We start from the raw sequence: 24,037 nt of genomic DNA on the forward strand, positions 1-24,037 counted from the left end.
CGCTGCGGAATTGCCGCTTTTGCAAGCTGCAATCTCTATTGTGGTCGCACTGTAACAGGTGTTACCCGGATTTAACAAATAATTTATATGAATCATTTTGACTAAACAACATAGGTTTACACTAAACCCTTATCAAACTAATACTCAGCAATTTCGGCAGATTTTCCACGCGGAAACCAACTTCAACGCCTGGCCCCGGGAATTACTCAGGAATGTCCAACATGTCGACAATCCAGCCCGCTTTCTAACAATATCCGCCACTCCATGTATATCGTCAATCTGTTGTTTCCTGATTTTTCGCTAATCTTGCTAGGAGCCGTGCTGCACCGCATCAGCAATTGGGGCGCCGAGTTCTGGACCGGGGCGGAAAAGCTGGTGTATTTCCTGCTGTTCCCCGCCCTGCTGTTTTACTCCACCGCGCGCACCCCGCTCAGCTTCGACACCAGCGGCAAGATGCTGATGGTCGGCATGGGCGCGCTGCTCGGCGCCATCCTCCTCACCTGGCTGGGCAAACCGTGGATCAAGGCGGCGCCCATGGATTACGAATCCGGCATGCAAACCGGCTATCGTTTCAATTCGTACATGGCGCTGGCCCTGGCTGCCAGGCTGGGCGGCGAGCAGGCCACCGGCATGATGGCGATGCTGATCGGCTTTGGCGTGCCCCTGTGCAACCTGGCAGCGGTGCATGCCTTGGCGCACAAAAGCGGCGGCCTGTTCAAGGAACTGGCGCGCAATCCCCTGCTGATCGCCACCGCTTGCGGCCTCTTGTACAGCCTGTCCGGACTGCCGCTGCCGGAAGTGGCGGGAGCGGTCCTGTCGCGGCTCGGCAACGCCGCACTGGCGCTGGGTTTGCTGCTGGTGGGGGCGGGCCTGCGCCTGAGCGGCGTGCACCGGGCCAAGGCGCTGGCCGGATATTTCCTGGCGGTCAAGCTGTTGGCGCTGCCGACCATAGCCTGGCTGCTGGGGCAGTGGCTGGGACTGGCGCCATCGCAATTGCAGCTGGTGGTGCTGTTTTGCGCCCTGCCTACCGCCTCCAGCGCTTACATCCTGGCCGCCAGGATGGGCGGCAACGGTCCGCTGGTGGCGTTCATGATTTCCGCCGGCACCACGCTGTCGGCGCTGACCTTGCCGTTCTGGCTGTGGGTGCTGCAGCACTGAGGTTAATCGATGCCGTGCTGCTGCAATGCCCACGCCACATGCTCGCGCACCAGTTCGGACGGATCGTCGCTGCGCTGCTGTAAAGCGGCGACGATCTCCGGCGTAGCGGCGCCCGCCGCCGCGGTATTGCCGAGGCCGACCGCCATGTTGCGCAGCCAGCGCTGGTAGCCGATGCGGCGGATCGGACTGCCTTCCATGCGGCTGTTGAACTGTTCCTCGCTCCAGCCGAACAACTCCACCAGCGTAGCCTGGTCGAGGCCGTTGCGGACGTCGAAATCGCCCAGCGTCGACGGTTGCGCAAACTTGTTCCATGGACAGAACAGCTGGCAGTCGTCGCAGCCATAGACGCGGTTGCCGATCAGGGGCCGCAGCTCCACCGGGATGCTGCCTTTCAATTCGATCGTCAGGTAAGAGATGCAACGGCGGGCGTCGAGCCGGTAAGGGCCGACAATCGCCTTGGTCGGACAGACATCGATACAGGCGCTGCATTGCCCGCAATGCGAACTGATGGCCGGGTCGACCGGCAGCGGCAGGTCAGTCAGGATTTCGCCAAGGAAGAAAAACGAGCCGGCCTCGCGATTAAGCAGCAAGGTGTGCTTGCCGCGCCAGCCCAGGCCGGCTTTCTGCGCCAGCGCCACCTCCATCACCGGCGCCGAATCGGTAAACACGCGATAACCGAATTCGCCGATCTCGCCCTTGATGCGATCGGCCAACTGCTGCAGGCGCGAACGCAGCACCTTGTGATAATCGCGGCCGCGCGCATACAGCGAAACGGTGGCGCTGCCGGCGGCCGCCGGCGCCAGCCGCGCCTGCTCGCGCGGGCGCCAGCTGCCCTGGTCGTCCTGGTAGGCGCGCGGCAGGTAATCCATGCGCACCGCGATGGCCCGGATCGCGCCGGGCACTAGTTCGGCAGGCCGGGCGCGCTTCATTCCGTGCGCTGCCATATAATCCATGTCACCGTGATAACCGAGCGCAAGCCAAGCCTCGAAACCCGCCTCTTGCTGCGCCAGGTCGACATCGCTGATGCGGATATCGGCGAAGCCAAGCTCCCGCCCCCACGCTTTGATGGTGGCGGCTAGCGCGGTTAAATCCTGGTCGATTACTGCCATGGCTGGTGCGTTTCAAAAAGACTTCAGAAAGACTTGAAAGAAAGACTTGATACAAAGGACTATGTGACGAGATGCAGCATTTTACAACCCACCTGCATGACGAGGCCGGAACCGGCGCGCTCGGCGCCGCATTGGCCAGGGCCTTGCTGCCCGGCTTGGCGATCCATCTGCACGGCGACCTCGGCGCCGGCAAGACCGCGCTGACCCGCGCCTTGCTGCATGCCGCCGGCTACCAGGGCCACGTCAAAAGCCCTACTTACACCTTGGTGGAACCTTATACGATCCAGATAGCCCAACAGGCGGTCGAAGTGATGCACTTCGACTTGTACCGGATGGCCAGCCCGGACGAATTCCTGGAAGCCGGCTTCCGTGAATATTTCAACCCCGACACCATCTGCATCGTCGAATGGCCGGAAAAAGCCGATAGCGCGTTGCCGCCGCCCGACATCAGTGTATTACTCAGCGTTTCCCGTGTTTCCGACAAGGGACGTGATGTAGAATTGCAGGCGTTATCTGATAAGGGTAGTCAATGTCTCGCTCGACTGAAATTTGCGCCAAACCTCTAAAATCAAAAATCCGCCGCACCATACTCAAGGCCGGCGGCACTTTGCTCATTTCAGTCCTGGCGCCACTCTCGGCGCGCGCCGCGCAAATTGTCGCGGTACGGGTCTGGCCGGCGGAAGACTACACCCGCGTCACGCTGGAAAACGACGCTGAACTGAAAACCACCCATTTCCTGGTGCAGAACCCGGACCGCATGGTGGTCGACATCGAAGGCATCGAACTCAATCCGACCTTGAAGGAACTGGTCGCCAAGATCCAGCCTAACGATCCTTACATCAAGCAAGTCCGGGTCGGCCAGAACCGCCCGAATGTGGTGCGGCTGGTGTTCGACCTCAAGGAAGAAGTCACACCGCAGGTGTTCACCCTGGCGCCGGTGGGCGGCTACCAGCATCGGCTAGTGTTCGACCTGTATCCGGTCAACCCGCCAGATCCGATCCAGGCGATGATTGAAAAAGGCGAATGGCCTTCCTCCACGCCAGGCGAAATTACGCCGCCGGTGGCGCAAACCAAACCGCAGGAGCAAAAACCGCCGCTGCAGCCGCAGCCTGAACCGCCGCAAGTCGCCAAGGCCGATCCGAAGCCGGACAAGACGCCGACGCTGACCCGCATGATCACGATTGCCCTCGATCCCGGCCATGGCGGCGAAGATCCGGGCGCCACCGGGCGCGGCGGCAATCGCGAAAAAGACGTAGTGCTGTCGATCGCCAAGCGGCTCAAGGCCAAGATCGAGCAGCAGCCGAACATGCGCGTGATGCTGACGCGCGACGCGGATTTTTTCGTGCCGCTCGGCGTGCGCGTACAAAAGGCCCGCAAAGTACAGGCCGACCTGTTCGTCTCCATCCATGCCGACGCCTTTGTCACGCCGACCGCACGCGGCTCCTCCGTGTTCGCCTTGTCGGAGAAAGGCGCCAGCTCCACTGCCGCGCGCTGGCTGGCCAACAAGGAAAACTCGGCCGACCTGATCGGCGGCATCAACATCAAGAGCCACGACCGCCAGCTAGCCAGCGTGCTGCTGGACCTGTCGACCACGGCGCAGATCAACGACAGCATGAAGCTCGGCAGCGCAGTGCTGAGTGAGATCGGCGGCATCAACAAGCTGCACAAGGGCGCGGTGGAACAGGCCGGTTTTGCCGTGCTGAAAGCGCCGGACATCCCAAGCATCCTGATTGAAACCGCCTTCATTTCCAATCCGGAAGAAGAAGCCAGGCTGACCGACAATGCTTATCAGGACCAGATGGCGGACGCAGTCTTGAAAGGGATCAAGAAGTACTTTGCCCACAACCCGCCGCTGGCAAGGAATCGCCTGACCTAAGCTGCCGGGCCGGTACCAAACAAAAAGGGCGCGCTGCAAACTTGCAGCGCGCCCTTTTTTCATCCGGCGTCGCCAGCGCTTAAGCGCCGCGCATTTTCTTGTAGAACTTCCACAGTCCGCCCAGCGCCACCGGCACTACCGCCGCGCCGACCCCGATCAGCACGATGGTGTTCAAATGATCGCGGATGACGGGAATATTACCGAAGAAGTAACCGGCCGACACCAGGCCTACCACCCAGATCAGGGCGCCGGTAATATTGAAGAACTGGAATTTGGAGAAAGTCATTTCCGACACCCCGGCCACGAACGGCGCGAAAGTCCGCACGATAGGCACGAAGCGCGACAGGATGATGGTTTTGCCGCCATGGTGTTCATAGAACGCGTGGGTCTTTTGCAAAGCCTTCTTGTCCAGCCATCGATAGTCATGGGTGTAGACCTTGTGCCCGATCAGGCTGCCTATCCAGTAATTGAGCGTGTTGCCGGTGGTGGCGGCGATGACCAGCAAAGCCATCAGGGCCCAGATGTTCATCTCGCCGGTGGCGCAAAACGCGCCGCCGATGAATAACAGCGTATCGCCAGGCAGGAACGGCAGGACCACCAGGCCGGTTTCACAAAAAACTATCAGGAACAGGACCATGTAGATCAAGGCGCCATATTCCTTGATCAAGAAGCCGAGGGATTTATCGACATGCAGGATGATGTCGATGAATTGCATGAAGTCCATAGTCCGTGTTCCTCAGTTAACCGCTTTATGATTGAAAAGTCTTATGCACACTGACTTTCCTTTGTTGAATAAAGTTCACCCGTTCGACAACAGCATCGCCAGGAAGCCCGGCGGCGCTTTTCCTCAGGTAGCGCCGGAATAATACACTACCAAAGACAGCGCAAACTTAGATTTGGCAATTGCCTGCGCCGGCGCGCGCGCAAACAACCGCTGGCTCCGGCTTCGGTATAATCGCAGCATGAATCCACCGCTCTCCCCTATCCGCGCCATCCAGCAGCTGCCCGACAACCTGATTTCGCAAATCGCGGCAGGCGAGGTGGTCGAACGGCCGTCCGCCGTGGTCAAGGAATTGCTGGAAAACGCGCTGGACGCAGGCGCCACCCAAATCACGGTGCGGCTGGAACAAGGCGGCGTCAAACGCATCGCCATCACCGACAACGGCCGCGGCATTGCGCCGGAACAATTGCCGCTGGCGCTGGCGCGCCACGCCACCTCAAAAATCAGTTCGCTGCACGACCTGGAAAATGTCGCCACGCTGGGATTCCGCGGCGAAGCGCTGGCGTCCATCGCCTCGGTATCGCAGCTGACCCTGACCTCGCGTACCGCCGATGCCGGCCACGCCTCGGAAATCGACGGCAGCACGCTGGCCGTGACGCCGTCGTCCGGCGCCCAAGGCACCACGGTCGACGTCCAGGATTTGTATTTCAATACCCCGGCCAGGCGCAAGTTCCTCAAATCGGAGCAGACCGAATTCGGCCACTGCGCCGAAGTAGTGCGGCGCATCGCGCTGGCGCGGCCGGACGTATCGTTTTCGCTGACGCATAACGGCAAAACCGTCGACCACTGGAACATCACCGAAATCGCCAAACGCAGCGCCAGCATCCTCGGCAACGAATTCGCCAACGCCCGCCTGGCGCTCGATGAAGGCGCCGGGCCGCTGCGCCTGCACGGTTTTGTCGGCTTGCCGACCGCCTCCAAGGCGCGCGCCGACGCCCAGTATTTCTACGTCAACGGCCGTTTCGTGCGCGACAAGCTGCTGGTGCACGCCGTGCGCGCCGCCTACCAGGACGTGCTGCATGGCGACCGCTACCCGTCGTATGTGCTGGGACTGGACCTCGACCCGGCGCTGGTCGACGTCAACGTGCATCCATCGAAAATCGAAGTGCGCTTCCGCGACAGCCGCTCCGTCCACCAGTTTGTATTCCATGCAGTCAGCCGTGCGCTGGCGCAAACCTCCGCCACCTCGTTCGGCGCGACGCCGGCGCCGCTGCCCTCGCCCAGCGGCGCGATGCCGTGGATCCGCGGCTCGCAAGAACATCTGCAGGCGATCCTGCAACCCAACGCGCAAGTGCCGCAGCAGCAGACTTCATTCGGACCGCAATTTGCGCCGGCCGCCAATGGCGTGGCGCAAACCATGGCCAATTACGGCGCGCTGTTTACCGGCAATGACCCTGCCGGCGGCGCTGCAACCTATCCGGCGGCACCGCAGCAGCTTGCCAGCCAGACGCTGCCGAGCGACGACTTCCCGCTCGGTTTCGCGCTGGCCCAGCTGCATGGCATCTATATCCTTGCGCAAAACACCAAGGGCCTGGTGCTGGTCGACATGCACGCGGCGCATGAACGCATCCTGTACGAGCAGCTGAAAGGCGCGCTGGATGAAGATGCGATGCAGGTCCAGCCGCTGCTGATCCCGGTCACCTTCTTTGCCGACGCGGTTGAAGTCGGCACCGCCGAAGAAAACCAGGAAACCCTGCATGCGCTAGGGTTTGACATCGCCGCGATTTCGCCCACCACGCTGGCCGTGCGCTCGGTCCCTGCCCTGCTGAAAAACGCGGACGCCCAGACGCTGGCGCGCGATGTGCTGCGCGACGTCCGCGAATTCGGCGGCTCGCGGGTCCTGGTCGAACGCCGCAATGAGCTGCTCGGCACCCTGGCCTGCCATACCGCAGTGCGCGCCAACCGCAGCCTGACAGCGCCGGAAATGAACGCCTTGCTGCGGCAAATGGAAGCCACCGAACGCGCCGACCAGTGCAACCACGGCCGCCCCACCTGGAGCCAGCTGGCGCTGTCCGACCTGGACAAACTATTCTTGCGCGGCCAGTAAGCGGTATGCCATCACAGCCAGCACCAACCACGGCGAAGCCGCTGGTGATCGCCATCATGGGGCCCACCGCCTCGGGCAAGACCGCCGCCGCGCTGGAAATCGCGAGACACATTCCGTCTGAAATCATTTCGGTCGATTCGGCCCTGGTGTATCGCGGCATGGATATCGGCACCGCCAAGCCCAGCCGCGACGAGCTTGCCGCGGCGCCGCACCACCTGATCGACATCATGGAGCCGACGCAATCCTATTCGGCCATGCAATTCCGCGACGACGCGCTGCGCCTGTCCGCTGAAATCCACGCGCGCGGCAAGCTGGTGCTGATGGTCGGCGGCACCATGCTGTATTTCAAGGCCCTGCGCGACGGCCTCGACGACTTGCCGCAAGCCGACCCAGCCCTGCGCGCCAGGCTGGACGCCGAAGCGGCCTTGATCGGCGTGCCCGGCATGCATGCCCGGCTGGCCCAGCTCGACCCGGCCACCGCCGCCCGCCTGAAACCCAACGACAGCCAGCGCATCCAGCGCGCCCTTGAAATCATCGAACTCAGCGGCCAGACCATGTCCTCGCTGCTGACCGACCGGCCGGCGCCGGAGCTGCCCTTCGATATCCTGCCGATCGCCCTGGAACCATCGGACCGCAGCGTGCTGCACGAACGGATCGCCCGGCGTTTCGACCTGATGCTGGACCCGCAAAGCGGCGGCCTGATCGGCGAAGTCGAAACCCTGCGCGCCCGCGGCGACCTGCATCTCGGCCTGCCGTCCATGCGCTGCGTCGGCTATCGCCAGACCTGGGAATACCTGGACGGCCACTACGGCTACCAGGAACTGCGCGAAAAAGGCATCGCCGCCACCCGCCAGCTGGCCAAGCGCCAGCTCACCTGGCTGCGTTCCATGCCGGAACGGATCGTGATTGACTGCATCGGCGACCGTGTTGCCGATACGGTGCTGGAGACGGTAACAGCAGCCCTCAAGCAGCGGTAACGCCACGAAATTACCCTTGGGAAGCATCCCGGACCTGTTTTTCTTGACAGCATTTGGAGAAATGCTTCATAATTTAGGGCTTCATTGGTGATATAGCTCAGTTGGTTAGAGCACAGCACTCATAATGCTGGGGTCGGTGGTTCAAGTCCACCTATCACCACCAAGAACACGTTTCAGGAAGTCCAGCAACGTACAAAAACCCGCCTCTAGCCTAGTGCTGATGCGGGTTTTTTGTTTGCTGAGCGTTTTTGGCGTCCATTGCCATCCAAAGTTTATGTTGGTACCCTTGTTGATATGAGAAAGTTCATCAAAATCACATACCAACAAAAATGCCTAAACTAGCCACGCCGCTGACTGAAGCGCAGATTTCCGAGCTAAAACCGCGCGCCAAAAGGTACAAAATTGGTGATGGGCATGGCTTATGTTTATTGATTGAGCCCACGGGCATAAAACGCTGGCACATGGTTTACAAGCGCCAAGGCACGGAAACCTCCCTGCGGTTAGGCACTTACCCCGAAATATTGCTATCAGAAGCGCGACTAAGGCATACGGAAGCTCAACTCCTAATCGCCGATGGCATCGACCCAAGTGAAAAAAGGCGTGAGCAGCGCCAGCAAGAACAATCCTCAAGACCGAAATTTCGAAGATTCCGCCTATCCACGAACGAACAAGGTGGGCTGGTGATCGAAAATCACATAAATCGCATGACACTAGGCCCTGCACAGGTAAAAGCACTAACAGCATTTCTGATAGCCACTCCAGTCGATATAGTAGAGAAGTAGCCATGCCTAAACTTGCCACCCCGTTGACTGACATACAGCCTCGCACTGCAAAACCAAAAGACAAACCCTATAAGCTGTCTGATGGTGGCGGGATGTTCTTATTGGTGAATCCCGATGGCACTAAATATTGGCGCATGGCATATCGCTTCGCGGGAACTCAACGATTGTTGGCGTTTGGAAAATATCCTGAGATTTCACTTGCTGACGCCAGAAAATCGAGAGCGGCAGCGCGCGACAAGATAAATGCCGGTATAGATCCTGCGCAAGCCAAGCGAATAGAAAAGCTAAATAAAGCGACTGCCAACGCCAATACCTTCGAGGCTGTGGCTCGTGAATGGCACGCGAACAAGCTCGACACCTGGCAATCGCGTACAGCAGCCAATATTTTGCATCGATTAGAGAAGGATGTATTTCCGTTAATCGGCAGACAGCCTATTACAGACATCAAAGCTCCCGTCATGCTAGACGTTCTGCGCCAGATCGAGAAACGCGGCGCTCTGGACATGGCGAAGCGGCAGGGACAAGTATGTGGGCAGATATTTCGCTATGCGATTGCTTGCGGCAAGGCCGAGCTTGATCCAGTACCCAGCTTGCGGGGCGCACTCAAACAAACTGCAAAGGGCCATCACGCAGCGATCACACCAGACGAACTACCAGAATTCCTCAGAGCCTTTGAAAAGATCGAGGGCCGGATGTATGCACCCACCAGGATCATGTTTCGACTGATGATGCTGACTTTCGTGCGTACCAGCGAGTTGACAACAACAGAGTGGTCGGAGATCGATCTCGATAACGAGCATTGGGTAATTCCCTGGCAGCGTATGAAAATGGGCAAGAAGAAACTGAACCCGCGCAAAGTTGATCATCATGTATTCTTGCCGAGCCAAGGCTGGGAGCTGCTGAAAGAGCTACAGGAATACACAGGCAACAACAAGTACCTTTTCCCCAATCTGCGCGATCCCAGCCAACCTGCAACCAATTTCGGCATCTTAGCGGCGGTAAAGCGCATGGGCTACAGCGGCAAGATGACTGGCCACGGCTTCCGCTCGTTAGCGATGGGTGTAATAAAAGAGCGCCTGGGCTATCGCCATGAGGTAGTCGATCGCCAACTGTCTCACGCGTCTGGGGACACCTACGGCGAAGCCTATGATCGCGCCCTATTCCTTGACGAGCGCAAAGCAATGATGCAGCAGTACGCGGACTACTTGTACTCGGCGGCCAGCGGCAAAGTAATAACCAGGAAATTTGGCAAGGCTGCTTAATGGTCAAGAAAGCGCCATTAGTAGAAGAGAACGAATGGATGAGCGCGCTCGTAGAGCTACAGCTTGCGGGATGGGCTACTGACCTCGCCGCACTCTTGCGTACAGATCAACCAATCCCTCCAATTGTTCGGAGCTACCTAGCTGCTCTTATCGAAGGAAAGGTGCAACCTCCAGACCTCAGAGGAAAGAAAAACAACGTGCTGTCCCCAACAGAAAAAGAGGACATTAGCACAGCACTTTTCGGCCTATATTTGCAAACGGAAGAGGTGTTAATTTTCGCGGAAGAACTCGCCGACGAGCGCGGGGAGGAGGTAATCGACATCAGACATCGAATGGAAAAGGCGCGGCGCGATGGTATCAAAAAAATCGCAGAAAAATATGACATCTCCGAAAACACTGTACGCACATATCATGAGGCAAAAAACACGATAAATTGGGCACATTGCTTCGCCGGAAAAAATTCCATACGAGCGTCGAACGGAATGATTACTTCTGAACTCTTAGGTGACCTCAGTGAACTACAAAGATCGGCGCTTGTTCGAGCACGCGGGGTTCTTCAATATCCAGAACTGCTTTTGACCATTTGATGCGCACTAGCTCAGACTTGACCTGACATTAGTTGTACGAATCCTCGTCCGGAAACGGCTGTGGACTCAACCGATGGATGCAACAGATTGATGAAATCGTTCGGCCAAGGCAACCCTAGTCACCAACTTTGTGTAGGATTAACGGTTTGAGAGCGGTGTTGTGAATGGGATTGCGTACGCGAGCACCGTTCATCGTCGTGGCTGGAACATCGTGGTTTTTCTTGGACCACTTGATTTGAGCCTAGCGGAGCCAACATAGGGGCAAAGTCGCCCCCCAGCCTGGCATTTGAGGCGGCAAGATGGGCGGCGAATGTCTAGCGTCAACTATGTGCGGAAAAGCCGGTCAGCCTCGTTCTCCAAAATGTCAACGATATCATTGCGGTAGTGCGTTAGCGTCCAGCGCCGGAACAGCTGAGTCTCAATGGTGCGATACATGCGTGAACTTCGACATAGCGTATTGAGCACCTCATCGCGTTGGTGACCGTCCATCAGGCCCCGCAATATCTCCTCCAAACGGATGTCCCAGTCGCGAATGTTATCGAAGCGAGGGTGACGCGACAGTCGATGGAATGCCACCCAAAAATCGATATTCTCATTGTGCTGCGGACTTGGTTCTGCCAGATTAAATCGACCGTGCCATCGAGCAAGCAGGCCCTCAAGAACGTCATCGACAGCAGAAGATTTAATATGACCCGCAACGGTGCACAGTCCCACCAGGAATGCATCGTGACCTGAACCCAGATATCGAGCCAGAAACGGGACCATGCTTTCGTTCACCACCGGCTGGATGTTCTCGGCACGGATTTTCGAACTCAAAATTGACGGCATCAGGGTACCTTCGTACCTCTCCATCTCTCGGTAAAACACGGTCAGATCACCGCACACCGCAAGACAATCAACGAATTTTCCGGCATAAGCGTCAAACCTATCTTCTTCGAGCATTCGGCTATGCCATGGAATCGGCACGTCCCAATGATTAACGGCAGCAATTACTGGACGCAAGGAAGCTCTAAGATTCGCACGATTCTCCTTGCGGTTATGTTGGCCGTCATTGACCAGATAGCCGCTCGCCGTAAAACGCAGAAACGCAGGCTTTCGCGTCGAATCACGAACATAGTCATTCTCAGGGTCCAGATCGCGTACGAGTTCCTTGTACCGATCTTCGGACTCGATGAACAGGCGAAGAGGTAGCGATTCATCAAGCTTTATCGAGCCATCAAGGGCCGCTTCAATCTCACGAACAGTCACTTCGACAAATTTTCGTCTCACTACTTCCGGTGTAGTTGTTGATGTAGGTGGCTGGCCTGCCATTGGTTGCGAGACGACAATTCCAAACGTATCCGGTACCAGGTTCTGCATCAAACCGTTTGATCCCCATGGGGAGGCCGCGATGATTGCATCAACGCGCTCGCGTAGAGGGGGATCGTTGCGCTGGTTATGTCGGAGTTCCACAACACAACGCATCAAGTACCACGCACTGTATGCGGTGCTCGCCTCTTCCTCGATAAGATCGTAACGACTCGCCATGCGCAACGACCGCAACAAGGCAGCCTGCACGATGGGAATCTGCAGCCTGTCGATGAACGCATCCACCCCCGCTTTGGAGGAGGGATAGTTGTGAGCTATCAGCTGGTCGTACATCCACGCGGCGACCTCTTGCCCCGGCGGAAGTTGGCCTTGCGGGACAGTGTGAAGCAGGGTGTGATTGAACTGCTCCGCCACGAAGTCGATAAATTGTGCCTTCTCATCTAGAAACTTTTCGAACAAAAACGGAAGCCCGTTGGATAACATATTCAGGGCTAGCTCATGCCCTACCAGATTGTATGTTTTATCGCCGTCAAAAGGAGACCGCTCCTTACTTAAAGAGTCGCGAATTTTCTCGAGTGTCGGCTGGTCGCCAAGCCGGCCAGCCGCAAGCACTGCAGCACGCCTAACCTGCCACCGTTGGCTCACATCCGTGGCAACATCTGCAATCTCGACCACCTCCCGCACATTGCGCAATCGGCCTGCCATAATGCTTCGCCAGATTCGCGCGGAAGGAACACGAGACCAATCAATTTTTTCCATCACCTCCGCATCCGGATGACTGGCAGCGATTGCGACAATCAGATTTTGTGCCATCGCCACATCAGTTTCTACACCAAGCCGAGCCACAAGATCATGAAGTGCATGTCTGTCTCGCACTTGCGCCAACGTGATGACGGCGGCCGCACGAACGTTTGGGTCGGAATGATCGAGGGCGTCCAGCAACAAACGACGAGCTTCTATGCCTCCGAGGCGTCCAAAACCGGCGACGAGAGATCCAAGTGTCACGTCCTTATCGCCCGACTTTATCTTCTGAGCCACAGCCGATATCCCCGCGCTAAACGGACGGAACACCGCTGAGCGCAGTATGAGGAACTCCCAAAGATTCGCTTGGGTTAAATCACTCTGTTTCAGTTTCTCCAGCAACACTCCTATATCTGAGCCCAATGCCAGAACGGGAAAAATTGCCGACATCCTATCTTTTATCTCGAGGGTGGTATCGAGGATTTTTTTCTCGTATTCAGCACGATTGGCAAGCCACGGAACCAATGCCGGGAGGAACTCAAAAAATGTACGGGTTGACTGGTCCAATGTCCTCGCGCCATCGCAAAGCTTAAGTAGCGATGGCTCGCCTAGGGCTATTAATACCCGCGCGGCACCCTGCATGACCGTGGGCTCTGGATCGGAATCCTCCAGCAGTTGAACACAGAACTTCCTGAGTGCATGACGCTGTGCCCAGATTGGTCCGAGGAACGGTTCCAACAGCGCGGATCTCCGCGCGAGCATCTGCGCGTTATCCCGCGACGGCAACGCTGCAAGAAATTCCCTGACTCTAGCCACGTCAACCACATTCAAGCGAATGTTGTGCGACGCCCCTCGACCACGCATAAGCAATTCAGGATTTTTTTCGAGAAACCCGAAGGCGACTCGCATCACATCTCGGCGTCCACTAGCGACAAAGATCGGTAACATACGATGCTTCGCGTCGGCGCTTTCACGGCTAAATAGATTTACACACTCCTGCTGGAATTGAATTTCCACACGTGAAAGGGCGATTTGTAAATATCCAAATCTCTGATCCCGGCCGACCTGAGTCTCCGGTACCTCCAACGAATATTCCAGAAGCTGCAGTAATCTGTCTGAATCACTGTATAGAATCGCCTGCATCAGGTTGCAGGTCCAGGAAAAATCAACGCTTGGCTCAGGAGGGGACGATGTTCTCAACTGCACGATCAAAGCGTCTGTAACGTCCGGGCCCGCGCCACCCCTAAAAAATTCGAGTAAAAAATAGCTCTGACCATTCTCTTTGCCGTGCTCAAACAGCCCAATTGCCTCCTGCTTGGAGATCAACTGATGCGCCACAGCGTAGTCTCGCAACGCAGACCATGACCGTCCATGAAGGAATTCATCCCTCGCCACCGCACAGGCTTCACTATGGCGGTCCGCTGCATCAAGATGAAAAATCACAGCCGGAGCGTCTTGTCTCCGAACGTACCAGCTTGCCAGCTCAGCATGAGCTGCTCTGCTGATACTGAGCGGAAGATAGCTCTCCAGCGCGGCTCGAACCGTCTCATGCATCTCAAAGGACGTTTCGTCATAACGTCGAAGCAGTGCGAGGTCGAGCATTTCGACGATCGCGTGCCGGACATTGTCGTTAGGGAAGGCGGACGCTGCCTCTGTGGCGGAAAAAGGTAAAACGAAACATACGAGCTTCTTAGCCGCATTCAGGGCCAGGGTGGAAATACGCTCGAAGCGTTCGACGTCCGCCCTTCCAATCATCTCTTCGGGCGATGCACCATCTAGAACCTGTTGCGCGAGATTCTGGGACATGTCCGCAATACTTCGCGCTCTAGCAGCAACGAGTCCGGCGGATCGCCCTTTTGTGACGCGCCCAAACAGATCCCACAGTGATTCACGGGACAAACTTGACTGACGCGCTGTCGCGAGGTGAAGCAACTCATCGAACTCGAATCCACGCACATCGACCTGAACCACACCGATTGCTTTCCGATCAAATTCCGAAAATTCCTTTAACGTTCGCTCCTGCCCCAAAGCAATAACTCGACAGTTCGCTGTCCCCTTTGCAATCTGACGCACGAATGTACAAAGGTCACGCGAGAACTCCGAGTCGCAACTTCCCTCCACGAGATCCAAAAATATGGATACCGGCCGATTGAGGTCTGAAAGGGCGCGACCAACTCTGACGGCCGCGCCTTCGTTCGAACTGGTACCGTCGACAGCAGAGTCGAATGCAAAGTCAGCGCCAAAGCGGCGCAGGCGAAACGTGAGACCAGCCAGCACATCCCTGAATCGCGTAGTCTTTCGGACCTCCACGTAGTAGGAGAGGTTCCGCTCGCTTTCCTTTTCGATACGCTCAATGGCTTCCGCAGCGAGGCTTGATTTACCGGAACCTGAGACACCAACGACCTCGACGATCTTCGAGTCGGAGGTCAGAAGGGCAGAAGTGATGTCCTTTCTATGAACATGATCCTTCTCTAGCTCAGGAGGAATCTTGATTGGAACCATCTCGGGCCATACTGTTGCGATTTCATAGTCAAACTCGCCGCTTCCGAAACTTCGACCGTGCTGTTTCGAGATATCGTTGACGAACCCTCGTAAATTTCGGAATAGCGTGTCCCCAACAATAGTCGGGCTCAGTTGATATTGTGCGGAGAGGCGTGCGTTAACCCGTTCAACCACCTCACTCTCAAGTCCGTTACTTACCTTTATCTCGATGCGACTTAGTAACGAAGGCAGACTTGTCTGCAACCGCTCTATAGCTTCCTCATAGTCCTGGAGCTCCGTTGCGTTCAGCCCTTCTCTACCTGCGAACAGACGAAAGACATCAATCATCTTCTGGATGTTTTCTTCGATGGTGAGACCAGGTACAGGAGACGGCCGCCAAATCTGTATCCGCCTCCTAGGGGAGCTGCCTAGTCCCTTGTACCGTATGGCTTCGTTGCGTCCTAGAAGGTGTATCAAAGACAGGTAAGCCTGAGAGGGTGCCGCCTTCCCGAGTGCGATAACAGAGGCGAGATCAGGGGAAACCTTATCGCCGAGAATCCAAACCTGGCGGCAAAACGGGCGTGCGAGTCGCACAACGGACTGCGGCAGCAGTTCGCCTACGGCCTCCGCTATCGTCCATGCGGAAGGAGAAAGCTCACCAGTCGCGTTTTGGCGTGGCTTCTTGATTTGCACATGCACGACGTTTCGGATCGGCCCAAGCCCCTCGAACAGATCAAGATCATCCTCGCCTTCGGGTCGGACAAAACCGTCCGCCCCCCACGCCGCAAAGTGGGTCATTATCTCATCGAGTATCACAGTGGCTTGATAGTCAAAGCCACGTATCGCCGTTTCCCCGCCTGACATACTAATTCTCCCGAAAATCTTGGGCGTGTGTACGACGGACACAACCGCTGCACGAAGGTGCGATTACCGACCGGATGCGACGTTCGAATGTCTTACTGAAAGCCCGGGCCACCGACCGAAGCTGGCCGATTCCAGTCAAGTGTATGGCACGCCGAACTAGATTTGACCTGACACTTCGTAACAGGTCAAGTTTGAGATAGCGCATTTGATGGAATAAACCGTTTATCCCATCAACCCGTTTTTTCTTTTCCGCCTCAAAAAAATAAGATGCTCTCCATCGACACGGGGCTACCGCGTCGGATTAACACTAATCCTATGGAGTGCATTATGTTTGAATCCCTACCTACCACTGGCTACGTTCGTTTGCCTGTTGTCCTCAAAGTCTATCCCGTCTCTAAATCCACCTGGTGGGCTGGCATCAAATCCGGCAAATACCCGGCCGGCATAAAGCTATCTGAACGCGTCACTGCCTGGAAGGTTGAAGACATCCGTGCTTTGATTCAGCAAGGGGTTTGATATGCACGCAACCACTGCCAAAGCAAAAGTTCCGACTTTGAAACAAGCGGCGCTCGTACATCTCAACGGCGTCGTATCTGGTGATAGTTCCTCCATCAAAATCCTTAATGTGGCTATTCATCAAGATCGACAAGGGCGCTATTGTCTGAATGACTTGCATCGGGCCGCGGGCGGTGAGGATCGCCATACACCTTTTCGCTTCACCCGCAGCGAAGGATTTCAGGCTCTCGTATCAGAGCTAACACCAGAATTGGAGTTTGCCCCTTTAGAGTCGATGCGCGGCGGGACGTCGCCTGGCACTTACGTCTGCAAGGAGCTGGTCTACGCTTACGCCATGTGGATCAGCCCAACTTTTCATCTGAAGGTCATTCGTACCTTTGATGCTGCTGCCACTATTTTGGCACCGACAACGCTTGCTGGCGCGTTGCGCTTGGCACTAGCCCAGGCTGAGCAGATAGAGGCTCAGGCGCTCCGCATTGCCGCCGATGGGCCGAAGGTCGAGTTCGCAGAAACCATCTGCAATACGGCCGGGGTTTGCAAGATGGGGCAATTCGCAAAAACGATTGGATGGGGGCCGAATCGATTTATTGAACGCTTACGCACTGACGAGGTGTTGATGCAGAACAATCTACCCTTTCAAAAATTTATCGATCGTGGCTATTTTCGTGTGATCGAAAAGAAACCATGGACAGATTCCAGCGGCAATGAGCATCCAACGTTCACGACGATGGTTACAGGGCGCGGTCAAGAGTGGCTGGCGAAACGTTACGGGAGGGGCCGGCTTGAATATGAAATTTCTTGACGATAAGTTACGCCAAGCGTATTCTAATCAGGTCCCTGAGAAAAAAGGGGCCTGGGGTGAGAGCCAGAATATCCTACAGCGGACAACCGCTTCCAAGCGGCTTTTTTTCGTCCGTACTGCCTTCGTGCGCCTCCAATGGCGGGCCTTGGTGGGGGTACCTTCGGGTACGCCGGTTGCTGTAGGTGCCGGTCTCTCAACCCTGCCTTGCGCCCGCCACCCTCGTTTGAGAGCGAGAAGCGGGTCTCCAACTACCTACGGAGGCTCACTTGCCTAGCACGAACACGCCTGTCCCAATCCACACTTCAACGCCCCGAAATCTGTTCTATCGCGGTGGTAATGTTGCGCTCTGCTTTCCTACTAGCGAATCTTGGTTTCTGATTGAATTTTGTGGCAAACAATTGGAATGGAGCATATCCGAAACCTTAGCGCGTCTCGACGACTTCTCCGCTGCAGCCAAGGAGCGCATCTTGCATGATTGCGCTATCCACAGTAAATACAGCGTGGCGGCACATGGCTAAGCCTAAATACCAAGACCCTAACGGGCGGCACATTCGCGTCTACGGATCCTTGCTCAACAGCCCGGCCTATCGGGTTATCGGGTTTGCTGCAAAAGCGCTATTCATCGACCTGCGAGAAAAAATTACCGGCACGAACAATGGCAATATAGGTGCAACGCTATCTGATCTCAAGCATAAGGGATGGACTTCATCGTCAACACTTGCAAAGGCCCTATACGAACTGCGTGCAATGGGATTTATAGCTGTGACTATCGAAGGTGGATTAAAACAGGGACGTCGAATGCCTTCACTGTACCGCTTCACGGACTTAGAAGTATTTGACCAACCAAAGGTGGGAGTTCAATCGCACAAGGCTTCACACGACTATCTACGGTTCGATACGGTTCGCGATGCTGAGCGAGCGCTGGCTGAAAGATTTGCAGAATTGCAGGATGAAGGAAAAAAGAAGCAGCAGACGAAAAAAAATCTCCCTGTTCGAAATCCGAACCCGTCCAGTTCGGAAAACGAACTGGAACACGATTATTCCAGTTCGAAATTCAAACAGAGCGACTCTCTTCCAGTTCGAAAATCGAACAGGGGGAAATCGCTTGAAAATCGCTCGAAAGCGCCATAAACAAAAGGCTTTCGAGTATTTTCATCAAATCCCACAAAAATTAATCTCCCTGTTCGGATTTCGAACTCCTATATATGTTGCCATGTATAGGGGTTTGTTACAGGGTTTTCGGGTTTGCTTTTTGGGTTTGAATTTAGGGGTTAAGGGGGAAGGAAGTGGGAGCGGCAAAATTTCATAAACAGTAACGCCACAAGCGAGCAATCGAATGGCTAATTATCCTTGGCACTGGTCGTCACTTGCTTCTTGCCGACTTCACTGATGAATCCCTTTTTAAGCATAATGTGATGCTTCTCAAACTCTTCAAGCATCCCTCGGCGCGACAAAAACGCGAGGTATCCAATATATGCTCCAACGATATTTTTTTCACCACATACTAACCACTGAATAGTCTTTTCACCAGTACGTTTTTTACCGGCCAGAATCAGTTCCAATTTATGTGGCTGTTCTCCAATTTTGAAAGTACTGTTTTCTGAGAAATGCGCGTTAAGAAGCTCCGGTGTACGAAATTGAGCATCGAACCAATGTATAACGGCAACGGAAGGTTCACGCACTTGGTTTCTCAAATCAAACAGCGACTGGGAAAATTCTTCGATAAAAAGCGCGATCGGCGGTGCGACTATTTCTATATTTTTGGGAAATAGAGTCCCTACGCGCAGCGCGCAGTACTCCGCTAGCGCTTCGAGTTTCTTCGTAGCCTCGAGAAAGTATTGTTCAGAAATTTCCAGTTGTTGGCCCGGATGCGCATCTGGTGAAAATCTCTTTCGAAACTGATCGTCAATTACACCACCGGCGTGTACAAGAACATGTCTTCTCGAGTAGATACCATCCACCTCCTCAACGGCAACGGGACTTTGGGAAAACGCAATATTGAATCGCTTCTTGTAGTATTTTTCAAAATCGCGAAAGCCTTTCCCGTTAAGTCCACGACATTCGGCTTGAATTAGATGGGATTTCAATTTTTCTGCCGTCTCGAAAGACAGAAGTTGTGCCTGGGAGAACGAAACGATCTTGTCTTGTAACTTGAACGGTACAAGGCTCCGTTCAGCGATCTCGCTTAACAGCGCAACCAAGTAATTCTCCATTTGGGAAACCGCTCGAATGAGAAGAGACGCTCGCAACATTTCTGGATAAGTCTCATTCATGCGCTGGAGAAGTTCTAGCGGTGACCAAGCCAACACCCGTTCCGTGTTGGGAATCAATATTTTCGTTGACGCCGTTATCTCGCCAGACTCAAGCTGTTTTTGCAATAGCTCCCGAGTGGTTGCAAACGAATATACAGACGCATCGTAAACGCGCCGTAGTCGTCCAAACTCTATACGAAGCAGCCTAAACGCATTCAGCAATTTTGGTTTGTGAGGGAGCATAATTTTTAGAACCAATCCATTGGGATCAATGTTCCAGTTTTATGTGGCTGTTGTGAGGTGCTCTGTTTTGACGGTAAAGACTTTGTTTGAGCTCGAAATTCGAAGATGAAAAGCAAACGACGTGCCTCTCATCAACTGCATTGAGCAAAGGCGAAAGTCGTCTAAAGCTGCGCAAAAATGTAGACCATCATTTTATCCCCACGTTTATAGTCCGGTCGCGCTGAAAAAATATGAGTAGTCAAATGCAAAGAGTGTATCTCTCGCACTTTCAGAACCTTCCACCCAGCGCGCTCACCGCTCGCACTTCCTCCTGACGTTTGATAACAACGAAGAATCTGGTCACCATCTTTATCTTGCCCATAGGCGTGAGGCTCAACAACTCTGGAATAGCCGTGATAACGCAGTTCCAATATCTCGTGTTGTTTCATGGCTTGAATAATCGTCGAGTTCATGAGTGCCCTTTTCTACGTTGACTAACAAACCGCACTCGCGGCTGGGCTTCTTGATATGCGCTACAGCAATCTAACAGATTTATAACAACTATTGACACGTTGACCTATTACCCCCAACCAAGCCCCTTGCTAGCTTCCACGTCATCACAGACTCAGTAACAAGGTCTGTCACAGACTCGCTACTGAGCTTTAAGACGTGCCTCGAGCCCGCTACTAAAACCTTTCCTGTGTCTGTCATGCGGCAATTTTGCAACGCTCTGAAATTATTTTTTGTCCTAGAAAGTACGATGAAGTTCATCCACAGCATTAACATTCTCAAGATGAAATAATGCCTGCAAAAGGTCAGCTTATGGCTCCGAAGACCAAATTGCGGCGTGCGCACAAAATCGTGATAAAGCGGATCGACACCTGAGCGGATGACATTTGCATTCAGCTATTTATCGCAGCAGTATGCTCTGTCGCCGATGGCGAAGATGATGAATGTGGGCGCCATCGGGGCCGGGAAGGGTTTGGTATCCCACGACGGCGCTGGCTAGGCGGGCTTCATCATGCCGAGGTTGGACGATCGGAGCCGTTGCACCGAGCTTGTATCATTGCGCGCTACTCGACGCGCTTCGCCGAATGCTCATGCTGTGGGAATAGCGACAACAACATGACTCAGGAGTACAAAGAGGCGATAGCTGCGTTGAGGGAGTGGTCCACATCGCTGTTCACAGGTTTGTCGTTGCGTAATGCACGTGAACTGGTCGTGCGTGCCTATTATGAACGGGACATCAAGGTGCAAGCGATCGCTGACCACGTCAAAATCCCGAAGAGGACGTTGTACGATAACAAGGCCAAAATTTGGGAGGGTTTGAATAAGGTGGATTATGCTGCTCTACTGGCGATCGATGGCCGATTGCAAAAAATGACTACTCCATTAATCGAGCCGGCCCAGAAAAAAAAAGACTAAGGCGGCATAGACGTTACTGGCGTATTATCAATTACTTATTGATAACTACTAGTGGCGCCTATGAAGCCAGATCCGAGAATTCGAGCTACCCCGCGGCCAGTTCGTATCGCCTATTTGCTTGAGGATGGGGCAGATGTTCATCAGTGGCTTGATGCCATCTTCGCTGATTGTTTCGGCCGGGATGGAGGGCGACAATCATTAGTTGTACCGGCCGACAATGGATCAATCTCGAATCGGTATCAGGAATGGTTACGAATCTTGGATCCCGATGTTGTCGTAGTCCTGACATATGACAACGACGCGTACACTTCAGTTTTAGTTGGACTACTTGCCGACACTGAGATTGTTCAGCAGGCGCGCAAACGTGACGAGCCGGTGAAAAATCCGCGCGTGGGAGTCGAAAGGCATGGGCTTTCGTCCATTTCATGGATACCGTTTCTGAAAGCGCGGTCTAGCGCGTTTCAAGGCGCGCCGGATCTGATACTTGATTGCTATCCTGCCTGGAAGGACGACGGGTTTATCAAGGATAATTTCGGCACTCTACACGACAGTTTGGTTGGTTTTCCGATTCATGAGCAAATAGGCATGCGGGGTCTAAACTTGGTCCCAAAGGATGCGCCGGATGATCGTTGGCATTTTCGGAGTATGGGCGCCGAAGATTTGACGGATGGCTACGAACTTCTCGATCGCATGCTGCAGTCCGGTGGCGTCACAACGCTGTCCCAGCTATCAAATTTAAATTGCCAGCCACACCGTCCGGATCACCCGTGGAACGAAAAATTTTGCCTAGTGATTGGCGACTCGTTCACCGATCGGGTGTCATGTTGGAATGCTGGGCTTCTTTTTGGCAGTGCAACAAGCCAACCTTACAAAACCTTACGCGTTCCAGCTACAAACCGATTTCAAGGGGATATAGGTTCAAAAATCGGGAACTTTCTCCGCAAATCCAATTGGATCGGGCAGCAGAATGGATCAGCCAGAATCGCGGTTAGGTCAAGCTCTCTAACTGCCGCAGACGTCCAAGAGTTCATGGCGAAGGTGCAGGCCACTGGAATGTCGAATGTTGAGTTCGAAGTGATCGTTTCGATTGACGACTGTTGTCCGCCTGATGTGACGCGAATTTATAGCTCTTACGAATTGGGAAGGACGAATCCAGCGATCGCGGAAGCACAGATACGGGATCCGTCAACTTTCGTTAGTGCCCCGAACCCATTGCAACTTAACTACTGCGCTGGCATGAATCCGATTTTTTCTCGTGGGTTTTGGCTTGTAGATATGAAGGTTGATCGTTTGCACGATTGCTCTCGATTTGACAACGTGCGAGACGTTTGGATGTTGCCGAACCGTTCGCAACTAGCGCGTATGCTTCATCCGAGTTCAGTAGCACGAATATTACGAAATGGATTTACTTCGATTTGGACAGATGTAAGTATGCCGCACATCGAAGTCAAACAACCCAACGAAAAAAATTTGTTCTATTCGATACTTTGCGGAACGGGAGGTTATCTCCGAAGCGATATGCGTGCAAGCAAGGTCCTGCCACCGCCATATGAACATTCGGCAATTTCTGATAAAGGACGGTACCTCAGTGGGACTTTGGATATGTTCGGTTCGCTGAACAATTTTGAGCGCGTTCTAAGTAATCACTTTTGGCGATCCCAATTCTTGAATATGGCGGCACCCGCCCGAAATAAGTATATTGAAGTGATTGATTTCTTAAAGGCACGTTTGGCGAAGAACGGCAAGTTGGTGATCAACGACGACGCGGGGTGGCTGCGATTAGCCGAACGAGTGATACAAAAATCGCGAAAGCTAAGTATTCCTCGTGAGACGACGAATTTTGAGTGGTTGCTTGCTGATTGGGAGGATGAATTAACGGCTGCAATCGATGCGGACGCTCATATGCTCGCCCGAAAGAGCGAGATTCTTGCCGATGCTCCGGAAGATTTGGAGGGTGCACTGAGTTTTCTTTTCGAGTGTGGAGCGTTCTATCGAGGTCATGAGTGGTCATGTCGACGCTGTTCACACAGAAATTGGATTGGTATTGCCGAATTGAAGGAGCAGATGCTTTGTGAGGTATGCCGCCACGGGCATCAACTTCCGATCGATCTTGAATTGGACTTTCGTTTAAACGAATTTTTTAGTACATGTTTGCGTGAGCACGATACGTTGACCGTCGCCTGGGCTCTTTGCGCTCTTCGCCAAGAGTCGCGTCACAGCTTCATTTATTCGCCTCAAACTATGCTTTTCCGAACGTACCCGGAGAACCCAAGTCGCGAGTCTGACCGAGAATTGGACGTCGTTTGCATTGTTGATGGGAAGTTGTTGATCGGTGAAGCAAAAGTTCGCGTCGATCTCATTCGGGAAAGTGATTTAGCAGATCTGGCAGCTGCAGTGACCGAATTGCAGGCAGACACTGCGATCCTAGCCGCCTTATCAGGCGACAGTGGGCTGATGGAGCAAAAGGTGAAACAACTTCGTATGTTATTACCACCGTCGATTGAGGCGAGAGGGTTCGTTTGCGGGTGGGATGAAGGTCCGTCTGGTTTTCTGTAGGCGACGACTGGTCCGCCGCTGCGGCAATCGTGAATGTCAACACGCTCCCAATCGGATAGGCTCAATATAAATGAATGCTGGTCTGCAGGATGTGAGCTACTTGACAATAGTGGCGAAATCTGTTACATTCTTTGGAACTTCCAATTCCCCGTCTTCGGAGGTGTGGGCGGTTCGAATCCGCCGCTGTTGAAGTCTGCCATTTTGTTTTTGTGTTGCTGGTTTTTTGGGGTCACTTTTGATCACTTCAGTGCTATATCAACCGCAATCTTCAACCTTATGGAGGGACCTACA

18 protein-coding genes and 1 tRNA gene are annotated in these 24,037 nt (G+C 54.4%); 14 read left to right on the top strand and 5 right to left on the bottom strand.

The features are described 5' to 3' along the window. Window positions 1-264: 264 nt before the first annotated feature. Complete coding sequence (locus V8G57_RS08795) at window positions 265-1,158, top strand: AEC family transporter (protein WP_342829027.1); 894 nt, start codon at window positions 265-267, stop codon at window positions 1,156-1,158. A gap of 2 nt (window positions 1,159-1,160) precedes the next feature. Here the strand turns inward: V8G57_RS08795 and queG are convergent, their stop codons facing one another. Beyond that, window positions 1,161-2,267: a tRNA epoxyqueuosine(34) reductase QueG gene (gene queG / locus V8G57_RS08800; RefSeq protein ID WP_342829028.1), complete on the bottom strand. Its 1,107-nt coding sequence runs from the start codon at window positions 2,265-2,267 to the stop codon at window positions 1,161-1,163. Between the two features lie 71 nt (window positions 2,268-2,338). On the opposite strand from queG, the gene tsaE reads away from it, so the two are divergent. Together tsaE and V8G57_RS08810 are read left to right on the top strand one after the other, a co-directional pair. Continuing rightward, window positions 2,339-2,833 carry a tRNA (adenosine(37)-N6)-threonylcarbamoyltransferase complex ATPase subunit type 1 TsaE gene (gene tsaE / locus V8G57_RS08805; RefSeq protein ID WP_342829029.1) on the top strand — a complete coding sequence of 165 codons (495 nt, stop codon included), beginning with the start codon at window positions 2,339-2,341 and terminating at the stop codon, window positions 2,831-2,833. Further along, the gene (locus V8G57_RS08810; RefSeq protein ID WP_342829030.1) at window positions 2,797-4,143 is read left to right on the top strand and encodes an N-acetylmuramoyl-L-alanine amidase; all 1,347 of its coding nucleotides are present in this window, start codon (window positions 2,797-2,799) and stop codon (window positions 4,141-4,143) included. The genes tsaE and V8G57_RS08810 overlap by 37 nt, the downstream gene beginning before the upstream one ends. Before the next feature lie 79 nt (window positions 4,144-4,222). Here V8G57_RS08810 and V8G57_RS08815 read toward each other — a convergent pair whose 3' ends face one another. Next, window positions 4,223-4,867 (bottom strand): VTT domain-containing protein, encoded by a 645-nt coding sequence (locus V8G57_RS08815; RefSeq protein ID WP_092397336.1) that lies wholly within the window; start codon window positions 4,865-4,867, stop codon window positions 4,223-4,225. A 238-nt stretch (window positions 4,868-5,105) separates the two neighbouring features. Between V8G57_RS08815 and mutL the strand changes: the two genes are divergently transcribed. The 6 genes from mutL to V8G57_RS08845 all read left to right on the top strand — a co-directional run bounded on the left by mutL (window position 5,106) and on the right by V8G57_RS08845 (window position 10,579). Next, window positions 5,106-6,971 carry a DNA mismatch repair endonuclease MutL gene (mutL, locus tag V8G57_RS08820; protein WP_342829031.1) on the top strand — a complete coding sequence of 622 codons (1,866 nt, stop codon included), beginning with the start codon at window positions 5,106-5,108 and terminating at the stop codon, window positions 6,969-6,971. 5 nt (window positions 6,972-6,976) lie between these two features. Then, entirely contained in the window at window positions 6,977-7,948 is a 972-nt protein-coding gene (gene miaA, locus V8G57_RS08825; RefSeq protein WP_342829032.1) for a tRNA (adenosine(37)-N6)-dimethylallyltransferase MiaA, read from the top strand. An 86-nt stretch (window positions 7,949-8,034) separates the two neighbouring features. Further along, window positions 8,035-8,111 (top strand) — tRNA-Met (locus V8G57_RS08830). A gap of 166 nt (window positions 8,112-8,277) precedes the next feature. Further along, complete coding sequence (locus V8G57_RS08835) at window positions 8,278-8,730, top strand: Arm DNA-binding domain-containing protein (protein WP_342829033.1); 453 nt, start codon at window positions 8,278-8,280, stop codon at window positions 8,728-8,730. Window positions 8,731-8,732: 2 nt separating this feature from the next. Further along, window positions 8,733-9,992 (top strand): tyrosine-type recombinase/integrase, encoded by a 1,260-nt coding sequence (locus tag V8G57_RS08840; protein WP_342829034.1) that lies wholly within the window; start codon window positions 8,733-8,735, stop codon window positions 9,990-9,992. Then, the gene (locus V8G57_RS08845; protein WP_342829035.1) at window positions 9,992-10,579 is read left to right on the top strand and encodes a hypothetical protein; all 588 of its coding nucleotides are present in this window, start codon (window positions 9,992-9,994) and stop codon (window positions 10,577-10,579) included. Before V8G57_RS08840 ends, V8G57_RS08845 begins: the two co-directional genes overlap by 1 nt. Before the next feature lie 324 nt (window positions 10,580-10,903). Here V8G57_RS08845 and V8G57_RS08850 read toward each other — a convergent pair whose 3' ends face one another. Continuing rightward, the gene (locus V8G57_RS08850; RefSeq protein ID WP_342829036.1) at window positions 10,904-15,973 is read right to left on the bottom strand and encodes a HEAT repeat domain-containing protein; all 5,070 of its coding nucleotides are present in this window, start codon (window positions 15,971-15,973) and stop codon (window positions 10,904-10,906) included. A gap of 327 nt (window positions 15,974-16,300) precedes the next feature. Here V8G57_RS08850 and V8G57_RS08855 point away from each other — a divergent pair, with 327 nt between their 5' ends. From V8G57_RS08855 to V8G57_RS08865, 3 genes are all read left to right on the top strand, one after another. Further along, the gene (locus tag V8G57_RS08855; RefSeq protein WP_342829037.1) at window positions 16,301-16,489 is read left to right on the top strand and encodes a helix-turn-helix transcriptional regulator; all 189 of its coding nucleotides are present in this window, start codon (window positions 16,301-16,303) and stop codon (window positions 16,487-16,489) included. A gap of 1 nt (window position 16,490) precedes the next feature. Then, window positions 16,491-17,291, top strand: coding sequence for a phage antirepressor KilAC domain-containing protein (locus V8G57_RS08860; protein WP_342829038.1), 801 nt, complete (start codon window positions 16,491-16,493; stop codon window positions 17,289-17,291). Window positions 17,292-17,801: 510 nt separating this feature from the next. Next, the gene (locus V8G57_RS08865; protein WP_342829039.1) at window positions 17,802-18,422 is read left to right on the top strand and encodes a hypothetical protein; all 621 of its coding nucleotides are present in this window, start codon (window positions 17,802-17,804) and stop codon (window positions 18,420-18,422) included. Between the two features lie 209 nt (window positions 18,423-18,631). On the opposite strand, the gene V8G57_RS08870 is transcribed toward V8G57_RS08865, so the two are convergent. Together V8G57_RS08870 and V8G57_RS08875 are read right to left on the bottom strand one after the other, a co-directional pair. Beyond that, window positions 18,632-19,669 (bottom strand): hypothetical protein, encoded by a 1,038-nt coding sequence (locus V8G57_RS08870; RefSeq protein ID WP_342829040.1) that lies wholly within the window; start codon window positions 19,667-19,669, stop codon window positions 18,632-18,634. A 278-nt stretch (window positions 19,670-19,947) separates the two neighbouring features. Continuing rightward, window positions 19,948-20,238, bottom strand: coding sequence for a hypothetical protein (locus tag V8G57_RS08875; RefSeq protein WP_342829041.1), 291 nt, complete (start codon window positions 20,236-20,238; stop codon window positions 19,948-19,950). A 652-nt stretch (window positions 20,239-20,890) separates the two neighbouring features. Between V8G57_RS08875 and V8G57_RS08880 the strand changes: the two genes are divergently transcribed. Beyond that, window positions 20,891-21,190 carry a hypothetical protein gene (locus V8G57_RS08880; protein WP_342829042.1) on the top strand — a complete coding sequence of 100 codons (300 nt, stop codon included), beginning with the start codon at window positions 20,891-20,893 and terminating at the stop codon, window positions 21,188-21,190. Between the two features lie 60 nt (window positions 21,191-21,250). Then, window positions 21,251-23,746, top strand: a complete 2,496-nt coding sequence (locus V8G57_RS08885) for a hypothetical protein (protein ID WP_342829043.1) — start codon at window positions 21,251-21,253, stop codon at window positions 23,744-23,746. Window positions 23,747-24,037 lie beyond the last annotated feature (291 nt).

Source organism: Collimonas rhizosphaerae (assembly GCF_038896935.1).
GTDB classification, from domain to species: domain Bacteria; phylum Pseudomonadota; class Gammaproteobacteria; order Burkholderiales; family Burkholderiaceae_D; genus Collimonas; species Collimonas rhizosphaerae.